This window comes from Streptomyces sp. NPDC093260 (genome assembly GCF_040683715.1).
Classification (GTDB): domain Bacteria; phylum Actinomycetota; class Actinomycetes; order Streptomycetales; family Streptomycetaceae; genus Streptomyces; species Streptomyces sennicomposti.
Genome location: NZ_JBFBEK010000028.1, coordinates 52,617 through 69,246, shown reverse-complemented (window position 1 = coordinate 69,246; position 16,630 = coordinate 52,617). Strand labels below are relative to the sequence as shown.

The 16,630-nt window shown below is 72.8% G+C and carries 11 protein-coding genes and 1 pseudogene; 8 read left to right on the top strand and 4 right to left on the bottom strand.

Annotated elements, in window-relative coordinates:
- The first annotated feature begins 5 nt into the window (after window positions 1-5).
- From AB0N63_RS28750 to AB0N63_RS28725, 6 genes are all read left to right on the top strand, one after another.
- Window positions 6-968, top strand: coding sequence for a sugar ABC transporter permease (locus tag AB0N63_RS28750; protein WP_365533238.1), 963 nt, complete (start codon window positions 6-8; stop codon window positions 966-968).
- Window positions 965-1,846 carry a carbohydrate ABC transporter permease gene (locus tag AB0N63_RS28745; protein ID WP_365533237.1) on the top strand — a complete coding sequence of 294 codons (882 nt, stop codon included), beginning with the start codon at window positions 965-967 and terminating at the stop codon, window positions 1,844-1,846. Before AB0N63_RS28750 ends, AB0N63_RS28745 begins: the two co-directional genes overlap by 4 nt.
- 37 nt (window positions 1,847-1,883) lie before the next feature.
- Window positions 1,884-3,491 carry a glycoside hydrolase family 13 protein gene (locus AB0N63_RS28740; protein WP_365533235.1) on the top strand — a complete coding sequence of 536 codons (1,608 nt, stop codon included), beginning with the start codon at window positions 1,884-1,886 and terminating at the stop codon, window positions 3,489-3,491.
- A gap of 69 nt (window positions 3,492-3,560) precedes the next feature.
- Window positions 3,561-5,744: a discoidin domain-containing protein gene (locus AB0N63_RS28735; RefSeq protein ID WP_365533233.1), complete on the top strand. Its 2,184-nt coding sequence runs from the start codon at window positions 3,561-3,563 to the stop codon at window positions 5,742-5,744.
- A gap of 248 nt (window positions 5,745-5,992) precedes the next feature.
- Window positions 5,993-8,059: a phosphocholine-specific phospholipase C gene (locus tag AB0N63_RS28730; RefSeq protein ID WP_365533232.1), complete on the top strand. Its 2,067-nt coding sequence runs from the start codon at window positions 5,993-5,995 to the stop codon at window positions 8,057-8,059.
- Between the two features lie 76 nt (window positions 8,060-8,135).
- A complete protein-coding gene (locus tag AB0N63_RS28725) occupies window positions 8,136-8,966 on the top strand; it encodes a phospholipid scramblase-related protein (RefSeq protein ID WP_365533230.1) in 831 nt (276 codons plus the stop codon).
- Between the two features lie 62 nt (window positions 8,967-9,028).
- On the opposite strand, the gene AB0N63_RS28720 is transcribed toward AB0N63_RS28725, so the two are convergent.
- Both AB0N63_RS28720 and AB0N63_RS28715 read right to left on the bottom strand, forming a co-directional pair.
- On the bottom strand, window positions 9,029-10,021 hold the full coding sequence (locus AB0N63_RS28720) for a hypothetical protein (protein WP_365533229.1): 993 nt from the start codon (window positions 10,019-10,021) through the stop codon (window positions 9,029-9,031).
- Window positions 10,018-10,815: a phosphatase PAP2 family protein gene (locus tag AB0N63_RS28715; protein WP_365533226.1), complete on the bottom strand. Its 798-nt coding sequence runs from the start codon at window positions 10,813-10,815 to the stop codon at window positions 10,018-10,020. Before AB0N63_RS28715 ends, AB0N63_RS28720 begins: the two co-directional genes overlap by 4 nt.
- A 238-nt stretch (window positions 10,816-11,053) precedes the next feature.
- Here AB0N63_RS28715 and AB0N63_RS28710 point away from each other — a divergent pair, with 238 nt between their 5' ends.
- The gene (locus AB0N63_RS28710) at window positions 11,054-11,668 is read left to right on the top strand and encodes a TetR/AcrR family transcriptional regulator (protein WP_365533224.1); all 615 of its coding nucleotides are present in this window, start codon (window positions 11,054-11,056) and stop codon (window positions 11,666-11,668) included.
- A gap of 210 nt (window positions 11,669-11,878) precedes the next feature.
- On the opposite strand, the gene AB0N63_RS28705 is transcribed toward AB0N63_RS28710, so the two are convergent.
- Window positions 11,879-12,982, bottom strand: a complete 1,104-nt coding sequence (locus AB0N63_RS28705) for a DUF2510 domain-containing protein (RefSeq protein WP_365533222.1) — start codon at window positions 12,980-12,982, stop codon at window positions 11,879-11,881.
- 542 nt (window positions 12,983-13,524) lie between these two features.
- On the opposite strand from AB0N63_RS28705, the gene AB0N63_RS28700 reads away from it, so the two are divergent.
- On the top strand, window positions 13,525-16,203 hold the full coding sequence (locus AB0N63_RS28700; RefSeq protein WP_365533220.1) for an AAA family ATPase: 2,679 nt from the start codon (window positions 13,525-13,527) through the stop codon (window positions 16,201-16,203).
- Window positions 16,204-16,229: 26 nt separating this feature from the next.
- Here AB0N63_RS28700 and pcaC read toward each other — a convergent pair.
- A pseudogene (pcaC, locus tag AB0N63_RS28695) lies at window positions 16,230-16,610 on the bottom strand (4-carboxymuconolactone decarboxylase); the annotation flags it as partial.
- Window positions 16,611-16,630: the final 20 nt, after the last annotated feature.

Here is a 16,630-nt window from a genome sequence, read left to right as displayed (position 1 = left end):
CGACCATGACGAAAACGGCCGAGCGGCGGCCCGCCCAGGCGAAGGCCGTCCACCCGGTTCAGGCGCCGTCCCCGGCAGGGGACCGGAGGCGGCGCCGCCTCGCCGAGCAGGCCCGCGCCTACGCCTTCCTCCTCGGCGGACTGATCTGCTTCGCGCTGTTCTCCTGGTACCCGGCGATCCGCGCCGTCGTGATCGCCTTCCAGAAGTACACGCCGGGCAACCCGCCCGAGTGGGTCGGCACCGCCAACTTCACCCACGTCCTGCACGACCCCGAGTTCGGCGCCGCCTGGCGCAACACCCTCACCTTCACGGTGCTCGCCCTGCTGATCGGCTTCGCCGTCCCGTTCGTCCTGGCCCTCGTCCTGAACGAACTGCGGCACGCCAAGGCCTTCTTCCGGGTCGTGGTCTACCTGCCGGTGATGATCCCGCCGGTGGTCAGCGCCCTGCTGTGGAAGTGGTTCTACGACCCGGGCGCCGGCCTCGCCAACGAGGCGCTGCGCGCCCTGCACCTGCCCACCTCGAACTGGACCAACGGCACCGACACGGCGCTGGTCTCCCTGGTCCTGGTGGCGACCTGGGCCAACCTCGGCGGCACCGTCCTGATCTACCTGGCCGCACTCCAGTCCATTCCCGGCGAGCTGTACGAGGCCGCGGAACTGGACGGCGCGAACCTCCTCCAGCGCGTCCGCCACGTCACGATCCCACAGACCCGGTTCGTCATCCTGATGCTGATGCTGCTTCAGATCATCGCCACCATGCAGGTGTTCACGGAGCCCTTCGTGATCACCGGCGGCGGCCCGGAGAGCGCCACGGTCACCGTCCTCTACCTCATCTACAAGTACGCCTTCCTCTACAACGACTTCGGCGGCGCCTGCGCGCTGAGCGTGATGCTCCTCGTGCTGCTCGGCGTCTTCTCCGCGGTCTACCTCAGGCTGACCCGGTCCGGCTCCGGCGAGGAGTACGCATGAGCAGCGCGACCCGCACCCTCGTCTCCCCGGCCACCCTGGCCCGCCCGCGCGGCAAGGTCCTCTACTGGACCGTCTTCGGCGCGGTCGTGCTCCTGTTCACGCTGGCCTTCCTCTTCCCCGTCTACTGGATGGTGACCGGCGCGGCCAAGTCGCCGGACGAGGTGGCCCAGACCCCGCCCACCCTGGTCCCCGAGCACTGGCACACAGGCGCCTTCACCGACGCCTGGGACCTGATGCAGCTGCCGCGGCACCTGTGGAACACCGTCGTCCAGGCCGCCGGCGCATGGGCCTTCCAGCTGGTGTTCTGCACGGCCGCCGCCTACGCTCTGTCCAAGCTGAGACCGGCCTTCGGCAAGGTGATCCTCGGCGGCATCCTGGCCACCCTGATGGTCCCGGCGCAGGCCCTGGTCGTGCCGAAGTACCTGACCGTGGCCGACCTGCCGATCCTGCACACCAGCCTGCTCAACGACCCCCTCGCGATCTGGCTGCCGGCCGTCGCCAACGCCTTCAACCTCTATCTGCTCAAGCGGTTCTTCGACCAGATACCGCGCGACGTGCTGGAGGCCGCCGAGATCGACGGCGCGGGCAAGCTGCGCATCCTGTGGTCGATCGTGCTGCCGATCTCCCGGCCGGTGCTCGGCGTCGTGTCGATCTTCGCGCTGGTCGCGGTCTGGCAGGACTTCCTGTGGCCGCTGATGGTCTTCTCCGACACCGACAAGCAGCCCATCAGCGTCGCCCTGGTGCAGCTGTCGCAGAACATCCAGCTGACCGTGCTCATCGCCGCCATGGTGATCGCCAGCATCCCGATGGTCGCCCTCTTCCTCGTCTTCCAGCGGCACATCATCGCCGGGATCAGCGCGGGCAGCACGAAGGGCTGACACCGCCCCTTCGCACCGACACAGAAAGGCAGGCACAGTGGGACAGCCCACCCATGCCCGAAACGGCCGCGACGACGCCGACTGGTGGCGCGACGCCGTCCTCTACCAGGTCTACGTCCGCAGCTTCGCCGACGGCGACGGCGACGGCACCGGCGACCTCGCGGGCGTCCGCTCCCGGCTGCCGTACCTCGCGGAACTCGGCGTGAACGCGCTCTGGTTCAGCCCCTGGTACCTCTCCCCGATGAAGGACGGCGGCTACGACGTCGCCGACTACCGCGCCATCGACCCGGCCTTCGGCACCCTCGCCGAGGCGGAGAAGCTGATCGCCGAGGCCCGCGAACTCGGCATCCGCACCATCGTCGACATCGTGCCCAACCACGTCTCCGACCAGCACCCCTGGTTCCGCGCGGCCCGCGCGGCCGCCCCCGGCGCACCCGAGCGGGAGCTGTTCCACTTCCGGCCCGGCCGCGGCGAGCACGGCGAACTGCCGCCCAACAACTGGACGTCCGAGTTCGGCGGGCCGGCCTGGACCCGGCTCCCGGACGGCGACTGGTACCTGCACCTGTTCGCCCCCGAGCAGCCCGACGTCAACTGGTCGCACCCGGCGGTCCGCCAGGAGCACGAGGACATCCTGCGGTTCTGGTTCGAACGCGGCGTGGCGGGCGTCCGCATCGACTCGGCCGCCCTGCTGGTCAAGGACCCCGGCCTGCCCGACTTCACCGAGGGTCAAGGCCCGCACCCCTACGTCGACCGGGACGACCTGCACGACGTCTACCGCTCCTGGCGGCGCCTCGCCGACGAGTACGGCGGTGTCTTCGTCGGCGAGGTCTGGCTGCCCGACAGCGAACGCTTCGCCCGCTATCTGCGCCCCGACGAACTGCACAGCGCCTTCAACTTCGCCTTCATGTCCTGCCCCTGGGACGCGGACCGGCTGCGCACCTCCATCGACGAGACCCTGGCCGAGCACGCCCCCGTCGGCGCCCCCGCCACCTGGGTGCTGTGCAACCACGACATCACCCGCACCGTCACCCGCTACGGCCGCGCCGACACCGGGTTCGACTTCGCCGCCAAGGCCTTCGGCACCCCCACCGACCTGGTCCTGGGCACCCGCCGGGCGCGCGCGGCCGCCCTGCTCTCCCTCGCCCTGCCCGGCGCGGTCTACGTCTACCAGGGAGAGGAACTCGGGCTGCCCGAGGCCGACATCCCCGTCGACCGCATCCAGGACCCGATGCACTTCCGCTCCGGCGGCACCGACCCCGGCCGCGACGGCTGCCGGGTCCCGCTGCCCTGGACCGCCGACGCGCCCCACGCGGGCTTCGGCTCCCGCGGCGAACCATGGCTTCCCCAGCCCGCCGACTGGGCCTCGTACGCCGTGGACCGCCAGGCGGACGACCCGGACTCCATGCTCAGCCTCTACCGGCGGGCGATCCGGCTGCGCCCGGTGTTCGGCGACGCCCCCCTGGCCTGGCTGCCCGCCCCCGACGGCGTCCTCGCCTTCACCCGCGCCGAGGGAACGGTCTGCGTGGTCAACCTCGCCGACGAACCCTGCGCACTGCCGGACCACTCCCGGCTCCTGCTGGCCAGCGGCCCGCTGGACGCGGACGGTCGGCTCCCCAAGGACACGGCGGTCTGGCTGCGCGCCTGACCCGCGGCCCGACCGCCGTACCACCCCGCACAGCGCTATCCCCGCAACCCCACTCGAAGGGATCAGCACATGCACGGCACCCGCACGTCCCAAGCCGCCCGGCGTCTGCCGGCCGTGGGCGCCGCCGTCGCCCTCGCCGCCGGCATGCTCGTCACCCTCGGCGCCCCCGCCGCCCGTGCGGCGGCGGGCGCCGCCCTCCCCTTCACCTCGGTCGAGGCCGAGTCCGCCACCACCAACGGCACCCGGATCGGGCCCGACTACACCCAGGGCACCCTCGCCTCGGAGGCCTCCGGCCGCCAGGCCGTGCGCCTGTCCGCCGGGCAGCGCGTGGAGTTCACCGCGCCCCGCGCCGCCAACGCGGTGAACCTGTCCTACAACGTCCCCGACGGCCAGTCCGGCACGCTGAACGTCTACGTCAACGGCGTGAGACTCGACAAGACCATCGCCGTCACCTCCAAGTACTCCTACGTCGACACCGGCTGGATCGCCGGCGCCAAGACCCACCACTTCTACGACAACGCCCGCCTGTTGCTCGGCCGCAACGTCCAGGCCGGCGACAAGATCGCCGTCGAGGCGGCGAACGTCCAGGTCACCGTGGACGTCGCCGACTTCGAGCAGGTCGCCGCCGCGGCCGCGCAGCCCGCCGGATCGGTCTCCGTCACGTCCAAGGGCGCCGACCCCAGCGGCCAGGGCGACTCCACCCAGGCGTTCCGCGACGCCATCAACGCCGCCCAGGGCGGGGTGGTGTGGATCCCGCCGGGCGACTACCGGCTGACGTCCGCGCTCGGCGGCGTGCAGAACGTCACCCTCCAGGGCGCGGGCAGCTGGTACTCCGTCGTGCACAGTTCCAGCTTCGTCAACCAGGGCAGCTCGGCCGGCAACGTCCACCTCAAGGACTTCGCGGTCATCGGCGAGGTCACCGAACGCAACGACTCCAGCCCCGACAACTTCGTCAACGGCTCCCTCGGCCCGAACTCCTCCGTCTCCGGCATGTGGATCCAGCACCTCAAGTGCGGGCTGTGGCTGACCGGGACCAACGACAACCTGGTCGTCGAGAACAACCGCATCCTCGACACCACCGCCGACGGCCTCAACCTCAACGGCAACGCCAAGGGCGTCAAGGTCCGCGGGAACTTCCTGCGCAACCAGGGCGACGACGCGTTCGCCATGTGGTCCCTCAACGCCCCCGACTCCAACAGCAGTTTCGAGAACAACACGATCAGCCAGCCCAACCTCGCCAACGGCATCGCGATCTACGGCGGCACCGACATCACCGTCCGGAACAACCTGGTCTCCGACACCAACGCCCTCGGCAGCGGCATCGCGATCTCCAACCAGAAGTTCATGGACCCGTTCAACCCGCTGGCCGGCACCATCACCGTCGACGGCAACACCCTCGTGCGGACCGGCGCGATCAACCCCAACTGGGGCCATCCGATGGGCGCGCTGCGCGTCGACTCCTACGACAGCGCCATCAACGCCACCGTGAACATCACCAACACGACGATCACGGACAGCCCCTACAGCGCCTTCGAGTTCGTCTCCGGCGGCGGCACCGGCAACCCGGTCCGCAACGTCACCGTGAACGGCGCGGCCGTGCGGAACACCGGCACGGTCGTCGTCCAGGCCGAGACCCAGGGAGCGGCGACCTTCCGCGACGTCACCGCCACCGGCGTGGGCGTGGCCGGGATCTACAACTGCCCCTACCCGGCGAACTCCGGGAGCTTCACGCTCACCGACGGCGGCGGCAACTCCGGCTGGAACACCACCTGGTCGGACTGCTCCAGCTGGCCGCAGCCAGGCCAGGGCAACCCGCAGCCCGACCCGAACCGCAACCTCGCCAAGGGCCGCCCGGCCACCGCCACCGGCTCGCAGGACGTCTACACGCCAGGAAAGGCGGTCGACGGCGACCCGAACAGTTACTGGGAATCCGCCAACAACGCCTTCCCTCAGTCCCTCACCGTCGACCTGGGGTCCAGCCAGACCGTGCGCCGGCTGGTGCTGAAGCTGCCGCCGTCCTCGGCCTGGGGCGCCCGCACCCAGACCGTCGCCGTGCTCGGCAGCGGCGACGGATCGACGTACACGACGGTGGCCGGGGCGCAGGGCTACCGCTTCGACCCGGCGAGCGGCAACACCGTCACCGTGAGCCTGCCCAGCGGCACCAGCCTGCGCTATCTGCGCCTGACGGTCACCGGCAACACGGGCTGGCCGGCGGCCCAGTTCAGCGAGGTGGAGGCCTACGCCACCCCGTGACCCGGACGGGCCGGGTCCCGCCGCACCCCGGCCCGCGCGCGCCTTCGTCCGGGCGCCGCCCCTCCCTGCTGTGGAGGGGCGGCGCCCGGACGTGCGCATGGCCGGAACGTGTCTCCGCACGTACCGCTCGGCTTCACACGGGCGACACCGCACCCTTCCCCCGCGTTCGGTGCTCTTGGAACACTCGCTGCGCACAGCACACAGTCCGTACCGGCCGTCCGTGCGTCAGGATGAGAGGTCCTTCCCCCATGCCGTCACCCACGCCCGAAGTCAACCGGCGCCGCTTCCTGCAGATCGCGGGCGCGACCACCGCGTTCACCGCGCTCTCCGGCAGCATCCAGCGGGCCGCCGCGCTGCCCGCCAACCGTCGCACGGGGTCGATCCAGGACGTCGAGCACATCGTCGTCCTGATGCAGGAGAACCGCTCCTTCGACCACTACTTCGGCACCCTCAAGGGCGTACGCGGCTTCGGCGACCCGCGCCCGGTCACCCTGCCGAGCGGCAAGAGCGTCTGGTACCAGACGAACGCCGCCGGCAAGGAGATACCGCCCTTCCACCCCGACGCCGACGACCTGGGCCTCGCCTTCATCCAGGACCTGCCGCACGGCTGGAACGACGGCCACGCCGCCTTCGACGGCGGCCGCTACGACAAGTGGGTGCCGTCCAAGGGCAGTACGACGATGGCGTACCTGACCCGCGACGACATCCCCTTCCACTACGCGCTCGCCGACACCTTCACCGTCTGCGACGCCTACCACTGCTCGTTCATCGGCTCCACCGACCCCAACCGCTACTACATGTGGTCCGGTTACGTCGGCAACGACGGCCAGGGCGGCGGCCCCGTCCTCGGCAACGACGAGGCCGGCTACGGCTGGACGACCTACCCCGAGAGGCTGGAGAAGGCGGGCGTCTCCTGGAAGATCTACCAGGACGTCGGCGACGGCCTCGACGCCGCCGGCGGCTGGGGCTGGATCAACGACGCCTACCGCGGCAACTACGGCGACAACTCCCTGCTGTACTTCAACCAGTACCGCAACGCCCAGCCGGGCGACCCGCTCTACGACAAGGCCCGCACCGGCACCGACGCCCGCACGGGCGAGGGTTACTTCGACCGGCTGAAGGCCGACGTACAGGGCGGCAAGCTGCCCCAGGTCTCCTGGATCGTCGCCCCCGAGGCCTTCACCGAGCACCCCAACTGGCCCGCCAACTACGGTGCCTGGTACGTCTCCCAGGTCCTCGACGCACTCACCTCCGACCCCGGGGTGTGGGCGAGGACCGCCCTGTTCATCACCTACGACGAGAACGACGGCTTCTTCGACCACCTGGTGCCGCCCTTCGCGCCGGCCTCCGCCGACCGGGGCCTGTCCACGGTCGACGTCACCCAGGACGTCTTCAAGGGCGACACCGGCCACGTCGCCGGACCGTACGGGCTCGGCCAGCGGGTGCCGATGCTCGTCGTCTCGCCCTGGAGCAAGGGCGGATACGTCTGTTCCGAGACGTTCGACCACACCTCGATCATCCGCTTCATCGAGCGCCGCTTCGGCGTGCGCGAGCCCAACATCTCGCCCTGGCGGCGCGCGGTGTGCGGCGACCTGACCGCCGCCTTCGACTTCTCCAGCGCCGACACCGGGCCGGCCGCCCTCCCGGACACCACCGGCTACCGGCCGCCGGACAGGAACCGCCACCCCGACTACGTGCCGGTCCCGCCCGCCCAGGGCGCCCTGCCGAAGCAGGAGCGCGGACAGCGCCCCACCCGCCCCCTCAAGTACGCGCCCGTGGTCGACGGTTCGGCGAACACGGCGACCGGGAAGTTCCAGCTGACCTTCTCCTCGGGGGCCGGTGCGGGCGCCGCGTTCCTCGTCACCTCCGGCAACCGCACCGACGGCCCCTGGACCTACACCACCGAGGCCGGCAAGAGCGTGTCCGACGCCTGGAACTCGGTCTACTCCGGCGGCTCCCACGACCTGACCGTGCACGGCCCCAACGGCTTCCTGCGCGCCTTCCGCAACCCCGGCAGGACCGCCGGCCCGGAGGCGGTCGCCCGGTACGCCGGCGACGACATCGAGCTGACCCTCACCAACCAGGGCGGCACCACGGTGACGTTGAAGGTGGCCAGCGGCTACGGGGGGCGGACCACCTCCGTCAAGGTCACGCCCGGCGCCACGGTGCGCCGCCGCTTCTCCCTGGCGGCGAGCGGACGCTGGTACGACCTGACCGTCACCTCCGACGCGGACGCGGGCTTCCTGCGGCGGTTCGCCGGACATGTCGAGAACGGCCGTCCCGGCGTGAGCGATCCGGCCATCGCCACCCGCTGACACCCGGTCCCCGGGGCGCACTGGCGGGAGCGATGACAGCGGTTGCCTTGCGGCCGGCTCGCGGTAGTGTGCCCCGGTGACCACGCATTCGAACACACCTGCAGGCTGGTACCCCGATCCGCACGGTGCGGCCCAGACGCTGCGTTACTGGGACGGCGCCCAGTGGACCGAGCACACCCACGCCGGCCAGCAGGCCCCCGCGGGCCCGCAGGCCACGCCGCAGACGCCGGCCCAGGCCGCCCCCGACGCGCGGGTGCGGCGCCAGGTGCAGGAGCAGGCCGGCGTCGCCGGTGCGGGCGCGGGCGGCGGTTCGCTGTTCAGCGAGCCGGTGCTCGTGGTGAACCAGAAGGCCAAGCTGATCGAGCTGACCAACGAGTACAAGGTCTTCGACCAGAACGGCAACCAGATCGGCGCGGTGACCGAGGTCGGCCAGAGCGCGCTGAAGAAGATCCTGCGGTTCGTCTCCAGCCTCGACCAGTTCATGACGCACAAGCTGGAGATCCGGGACGGCTACGGCCGGCCGGTGCTGGTGCTCACCCGGCCCGCGAAGATCTTCAAGTCCCGGGTGGTCGTGTCCCGTCCGGACGGCTCGCAGGTCGGCGAGATCGTCCAGCAGAACGTCTTCGGCAAGATCAACTTCGCGATGAACGCGGGCGGCCAGCAGGTCGGCGCGATCAAGGCCGAGAACTGGCGCGCCTGGAACTTCGCGATCGTCGACCACGCCGGCAACGAGGTCGCCCGCATCACGAAGACCTGGGAGGGCCTGGCCAAGACCATGTTCACCACCGCGGACAACTACGTCCTGCAGATCCACTACCAGCTGCCCGACCCGCTGCTGAGCCTGGTGGTGGCGACGGCGCTCACCGTCGACACCGCCCTCAAGCAGGACTCACGCGGCCTCGGCTGACGGGCCGGTCGCCCCGGTGTCACCGGTCGGTCACAGCGCCGGTGACACCGGTGACCCCCCGGTCACAGCGGTGTGAGATGCCCCGGTCCGGACCGCCGCGACCGGGGCAGCAGTGCGGGCTCCGGCGACGCCGACTCCGGCTCCAGGGCCAGGACGGCGGCCACGGGGTGCGCCTCAGGACCGTCGTAGTGCGCGGACGCCGGCCCGTCGGGGTCCGCGAGATCCACCGCCTTGGCGGGCGGGGTCGCCCGCGAGAGTTCCACCACGCCCCACGAGGCGAGGGCCGCCCCGGCCAGCGCGCACAGCACGCCCCGCACGCCCCCGTGCAGCCCCTGGCCGAGCAGCGTCAGACCGATCACCGCGGCCGCCACCGGGTTGGCCAGCGTCACCACGGCGAGCGGCGCGCCGAGCCCGCCCCGGTAGGCGGTCTGCGACAGCAGCAGCCCGCCCACCGCGAGCGCCGCGACGAGCAGTGCCACGACGACGACCCGCGCGCTGAGGAGCGGCCCGGTGTGGTCCGTGGCGGCCACCGTGACCGTCTGGGTGAGCGCGGAGGCGACACCCGAGGCCAGCCCGGACGCGGTCGCGTGCCGCAGCCCCGGCCGCGCCCCGGGCCGCGAGAGCGCCCCGATCAGGACGGCCGTCGCACCGGCCACCGCCAGCGCCTCGGCCGGACTCAGCACCTGGTGCGGCGCGGGTCCGGAGGCCGCGAGCAGCAGCGCGCCGAGCCCGAGCAGGGTGAGCACCGTTCCCCGCCACTCGGCCGCGACGACCCGCCGCCCGGCCAGGCGCGCCCCCATCGGCACGGCCGCCACCAGCGTCAGCGCGCCGAGCGGCTGGACCACGGTGAGCGGGCCGTACTTGAGTGCCACCACGTGCAGCAGGGCCGCGGCGCCGTTCAGCGCGACGGCGCACCACCAGGCGCCCGAGCGCAGCAGCCGCAGGGCGCCGGCGTCCGCCGCGCGCGAGGCCAGGCGCTCCTGGGCGACGGCCGCGGCGGCGTAGGCGACGGCGGACACCAGCGACAGGAGCACGGCGAGCAGGGCGGCGCTCATCGGGCCGCCCCCACCAGCACGTTGTCCGCGGCCGGCACCGGCTGGGCCGGGATCCGGCCGGCCGCGGCCGGGGCGCGCCGCGGCCGCGGGACGAGCGCCAGCGTGAGGCCGAGCAGCGCGGTCGCCACCAGGGCGTCGAGCCAGTAGTGGTTCGCGGTGCCCACGATCACCAGCAGCGTGAACAGCGGGTGCAGCAGCCACAGCCAGCGCCACCGCGACCGGGTGGCGGCGATCAGGGCGATCGCCACCATCAGCGCCCACCCGAAGTGCAGCGAGGGCATCGCCGCGAACTGGTTCGAGAGGTGGTCGGTCCTGGGCGGCCCGTACACGGAGGGGCCGTAGACCCGGGCGGTGTCGATCAGGCCGGTCGCGCCGAGCATCCGGGGCGGGGCGAGCGGGAACGTGAGATGGAGCACCAGGGCCGCCGCGGTCAGGGCGGCGAGCGTCCGGCGGGTCCACACGTAGTGCCCGGGGCGGCGCAGATAGAGCCAGACCAGCAGGCCCGCGGTGGCGGGGAAGTGCACGGTCGCGTAGTAGGTGTTGGCGATGTGCACGAGGGTGTCGCCGTGCAGCAGCAGGGACTGCACCGAGCCCTCGCCGGGCAGATGCGCCCAGCGTTCCAGGTCCCAGACGCGGTCCGCGTCGTGGAAGGCCTCGCCGGTGTGGTCGGCGGCCAGTTGCCGGCCGAGTTTGTAGACCAGGAACAGGCCCGCGACGAGCAGCAGCTCGCGTATGAGCGCGGGACGCGCGGGCCTGCCGGGCTCCGCTGCGGCGGCCTCGGTTCGGGATGTCATGCCCCGGCCCCTTCGCTGGCGGTGTACGTGGGTCCGGCGCCTGCCGGCCCGGTCGGGCGGCACGCTCGGACGAGTTCGATACGGTAGCGTACCGATACGACAGTGTACCGATACGGAAGTGTACCGATACGCCGCAGTACCGGTACACTGGCGTATCGATCGATGTACGTCACACCGGCGCGCCACACGTGAGGCGACCGGCCCGCACCACGATCACGAGCGAGCGAGGAGAAGAGCGATGGCATCGCAGGCCGCGGACGGACCGGACACGGTTGTCGCCTCGCGCCGCTCCAAGATCACGCCCGAGCGTGAGCGGGAGTTCTTCGATGCCGTGCTGGAACAGATCCGCGAGTGCGGGTACGACGCCGTCACCATGGAGGGCGTCGCCGCCACCACCCGGTGCAGCAAGTCCACGCTCTACCGGCAGTGGAAGAACAAGACGCAGTTCGTGGTGGCCGCGCTGCGGGCCAACCGGCGGGCCCGGTTCGCCGGGATCGACACCGGCTCGCTCGCCGAGGACCTTCGCCAGGCCGCGCGGGCCGCGGGGGAGTGGTCGGGCAAGGACACCCGGCTGCTCCAGGCGCTCGGGCACGCGATCACGCAGGACCCGGAGCTGAAGCGGGCGCTGCGCGAGACGCTGGTGGAGCCGGAGGTGGCCGCGCTGCGGGAGATCCTGCGGCGCGGCGTCGAGCGCGGGGAGGTCCGCGCCGACAACCCGGCGCTGGAGTACGTCCCGGCGCAGATGTTCGGCGTGCTGCGCATCCGTCCCGTGCTGGACGGTGAGTACGCCGGACCGGACTACATGGTCCGGTTCGTGGAGGCCGCGGTGCTGCCCGCGCTCGGCCTCGACTAGAAGACCCAGGCCGCCGTCCGAGGGATGACTGGACGGCGGCCTGCAAGCGCCGCACCGTGGGGACGGGGGCGGCGCCACCCGGCCGGGCGGGTCCCTCTGGAGCGGAGAGGGACCCGCCCGGCCGACGTTTTCCCCGGAGGCGGCGGGGCGGGGCCGCCGCAGGGTCCGCTGGGGCCGTGTGAACCAGCGGTACGGGCGGCCCGTGACGCGTCACACGTTCTGGCCGCTCCCGCCGCCCGAGGACTCCTTGATGCCGCGGGTGATCTCGTCGATGACCGACTGCCCCTGCTCGACGTCCACGCCGAAACGGACGACGACCATCAGGCCCGGGTTCCCCGGCGACGGAAAGGCCAACGACTCCACGTACCCGTCGGACCCCTTGGCGGTGACCGCCTTCCAGCGCACCAGGTACCCCTTCTGGCCGGCCACGGTGACCGCCTTGGAGGCCAGCACCTGGTGCGACGATATGCCGCCGTAGGCCTTGCCGTACGACTGGTCGGCGTTGGTCGCGATGTCCGCCTCGGCCACCTGCCGCGCCGTGCCCACCGTGGGCGCGGGTGAGGAGGAGGCGCCACCCTTGTTGCAGCTCAGCGAGGTGTCGCCGGGGCACTTGTAGGTGTCGGAGGAGTTGACCTGGGCGCCGCTGCCGTTCGCGAACTGCTGGCCGTACCAGCCACTCGGGATGGGCAGACTGATGCCGCTGGCCGGGTCGGCCACCGACCCGCTCCTGATCTTCGGCGGCTCGGAGTGCTCCGGGGCGGGCGCCCGGCCCCCGGACCCGCCCGAGCCACCGGAGCCCCCGGATCCGCCCGGATCCCCGGGACCGCCGCTGCCACCGCCGAACGGCCCGCCCTGGCCGCCGGAACGGCCGCCGCCCTGACCGCCCGGGATCTGCCGGGAGGCGGCCCGGTCGCTGCCGCCGTCGTCCTTGGTCAGCGCGTACACCCCGACCCCGATGCTCGCCAGCACCGCGGCGGCCACCGCCACGGCGATGCCCGTGCGCAGTCCGCGGCGCCCGCCGGGCGCGGGCTGCGCCGGGTAGGCGGGGTACCCCGGGTAGGCGGGATACCCCGCCTGCGCCGGACGGCCCGGGTACGCCGGCTGTCCCGGAGCGGCCGGTTGCCCGGGCTCGCCCCGGTACGCCGGGTGGGGACCCGCGGCGGGCGGCTGCGCCGGCGGACCCCACGCGGCGGCCGAGCCGGCCGGGCGGGTCCGGTCCGTCCACGCCCCGCCGTCCCACCAGCGTTCGGTGGCGGGGCCGTCACTTGTCTGCCCCGGGTCGGGATACCACCCGGGAGGAGTCACCTGCGTCATGTCCCCACCGTATGAGGCGTCCGTGAAAGAGGTATGAGAGGCCCCCGCCCGGCGGGACCGCACCGGCCCCGCCCCACGAGCCGCTTCGCGCCGTACGGGATGTTTCCTCCCGTGCGCGCCCACCGCCCGCGGTGCGCCGCGCCTCCTGTCCTGCGTGCCGCTGCCTGCCCTGCGCCGCGTCCGCCGCCGTGCGCGCCACGGTCCGCGGTACGAGGCCCCCGCCCCACTGTAAGCGGCGACGGCCCCGACGGGGAGGGGCCGACCGGTGCCGTCCGCCCGGGGGACCGACATGACCACCGGCACCACGGCCAACCGGCGCACCACCGCATCATGAAAGTCCCCGCACACCGTCAAATCTGCGCCAACTCGCGCCCGTTGACATTCCGTCCCTTCCCCCGCAGGCCGCGGGACCGCCGCGTCGCCCGCCTGTACCCGACGTCACCCGTGACGGCAACACGTGGCCGGACAGTCCTCCGCTCGGCCTCCCGGAGGGATACGCTCGGGATTCGTACGGCGTTCGGGCGGCTAGGGGAGGTACCGGAATGACGGAGGCAGAGCCGGATGCGGCCGTCTCGGCTTCCCTGTGGGAGCGCGACGAGGAAGTCACCGCCGTCCGGCGGGCGGTGGACATCCTGTGCGCCGACCGCGCGTCCGAGGGCGGCCTGCTGGTCTTCCAGGGCGAGGCCGGGCTCGGCAAGACCGCCCTGCTGACCGAGACCCGTCGCATCGCCGAGGAACGCGGCTGCACGGTGTGGTCGGCGCGCGGCGGCGAGATCCTGCGCTCCGTCCCCTTCAACGTGGTGCGCCAACTCCTCCAGCCCGCGCTGCTGTCACTGCTGCCCGAGGAGGCCCGCGAATACCTCGGCGACTGGTACGGCATCGCCGGCCCCGCCCTCGGCATAGCGGAACCCGGCGAGGGACAGGCCGACCCGCAGGGCGTCTGCGACGGCCTGGTCAACGCGGTGCGCCGCCTGGCCGACCGCGAGTGGCCGCTGGTGCTGCTGATCGACGACGCCCACTGGGCCGACGAGGAGTCGCTGCGCTGGCTCGCCGCCTCCGCCGAACGCCTGGCCGAGCTGTCCGTGCTGTTCGTGGTGACCCGCAGGCGCGGCGAGGTGAGCGGCGAGAGCGCCCGGCTGCTGGACGCGGTCGCCGCCGCCGCGGGGGTGAGGGATCTGCGCGCCCTGTCCCCGGACGCCACGGCCGAACTCACCCGCACCGCCCTCGGCTCGCACGCGGACGCCCCGTTCTGCCGCGAGGTGTGGGCGGTCACCGGCGGCAACCCCTACGACGCCGTCGAACTCCTCGCCAAGGTCCGCGACAGCGAACTCGAACCGGTCGAGTCCCGGGCCGGCGAACTGCGCGACCTCAACCGCTCGGCCCGCGGCGGCGGCCTCGTCGCCCGGCTGGAGGAACTCGGCATCGACGCCACCCGGTTCGCGTGGGCCGCCGCCATCCTCGGCACCGGCATCTCCGTGGACCTGGTCGCCCAACTCGCCACCATGGGCCGCGAGGAGGCGGTGCGCTGCGCCGAACTGCTGCGCACCGCCCGTATCCTCACCGAGCCGGACCCGGCCGGCGCCCACGGCATCGACGGCGACCTGGAGTTCGTGCACCCGCTGATCGCCACCGCCGTCTACAACTCCATCCCGGACGCCCTGCGCACCGCCATGCACGGCATCGCCGCCCAGGTGGTGGCCGAGTCCGGACGCGGCGCCGCCGCGGCCTCCCGGCATCTGCTGGAGGTCCACCCGGACGACGACGAGGAACTGGTCGACCAGCTGCGGCAGGCCGCCCGCGAACACCTCGCCGTCGGCGCGCCCGAGGCCGCCCGCCGCTGCCTGGAGCGGGCCCTGCGGGAACCGCCCACGCCCGAGGTGCACCCGCGTGTGCTCTACGAACTCGGCTGCGCCACGCTGCTGACCGCGCCCGCCGTCACCATCGAGCACCTCCGGCTGGCACTGAGCATGCCCGGACTGGACGGCCGGGCGCGGGTGGACGCCGTCTGCCGGCTGTCCCAGGCGCAGTTGCACAACAACCAGCTGGAGGAGGCCGTCCGCACGGTGGAGGCCGAGGCGGCCCGCCACCGACCGGGAGCCACCCGGCTGCGGCTGCACGCCACCCAGTACATGTGGGAGGTCCTGAACGCCGGGGAGTCGATCTCGCCCGACCGCTCCGAGCGCCTCGCCGAACTCGCCGCCGCCTGCACCGGACGCGACAACCCCGAGCGGGCGCTGCTGATCCTGCGCGGCTTCGACGCCATGGCCCGCGGTGAGAACACCGAGGAGGTCGTCGAGCTGTGCGACCGCGCCCTCGTCAACGGCCGCCTGGCTCCCGGACTCGGCTGGACCGACACCGAGTGGGGCATCGAACTGCTGCTGATGCTCGCCAGCGCCTACGCCTACAGCGACCGCCTCGACCGGGCCGAAGCCCTGTACAACGAGGCGCTGCGCGCGTACGAGACCGCGGGCTGGAGCGGCGGCCACCTGGCCCTCGCCCATGCCTACGTCGGTCTCGGCCACCGCAGGCGCGGGCGGCTCAGAGAGGCCGAGGCGTCCCTGCGCGAGTCGCTGCGGATCGCCGAGCGGGTCGGCCGGGGACTTCCGCTGTACTGGACGGCGACCTGCAACCTCGTGGACACCCTGCTCGCCCGCGGCCATGTCGAGGAGGCGTGGGCGGTCGCCGAGCGGTACGAGTTCGCGCCGCCGTACCCGGCCACCATCGTCATCCCCGATCCGCGCAGTGTGCGCGGCAGGCTGCTGCTGGCCACCGGCCGCACCAAGGAGGGCGTCAACGAACTGGAGGCCGCCGAGAAGGCGGCGGCGGTACGCGGTCACCACAACCCGGTGATGGTGCCGTGGGCCGCGGACCTGGCTCGCGCCCTCGCCGTGGAGGACCCGGCCCGGGCGGTCCGGCTCGCCGCCGACGTCCGCCGCCAGGCCGAGCGGTTCGGCACCGACACCGCGATAGGAGAGGCCCTGCGCTGCGCGGCCGCCCTGGAGACCGGCCAGCGCGCGGTACGGCTGGCCGCCCAGGCCGTCGCCTACCTGGAGGCGTCCCCGTGCCAGTACGAACACGCCGCCGCACGCGTCGAGTTCGGCATCGCCTCCCGCTCGGCCGCCGAACTGGAACGCGGTCTGGCGCTGGCCCGCTCGTGCGGCGCGGACGGTCTGGTGGCCCAGGCCCGCGAGGCCCTGGAGTCGGCCCACGGCATCAGCTGAACCGCCTCCGGGGAGGCCGTCGGAGGTCATCCCCCGGCGCTCTCCCCGGACTCCTCCGCCGGCACCCGCTGCGGCACCGCGAAGGCCGAGCTGGCCGCCGGAACGCCGCAGTACACGGCGCTCTGGAGCAGCACCGCGCCGATCTCCTCGGCGGTGAGCCCGTTGCGCCGGGCGGCCCGCACATGCAGGGCCAGCTCGTCGTGGTGGCCGTGCGCGACCAGCGCCGTCATCGTGACCATGCTGCGCTCGCGGCGGGTGAGCGTCGGGTCGGTCCAGATCTCGCCCCAGGCGTAGCGGGAGATGAAGTCCTGGAACCGGGCCGTGAACGGCGTCTGCCGGGCCTGCGCCCGGTCCACGTGCGCGTCGCCCAGCACCTCGCGCCGCATCTGCACACCCCGCTTCGGCGCCCCGCCCAAGTGGGTGCGCA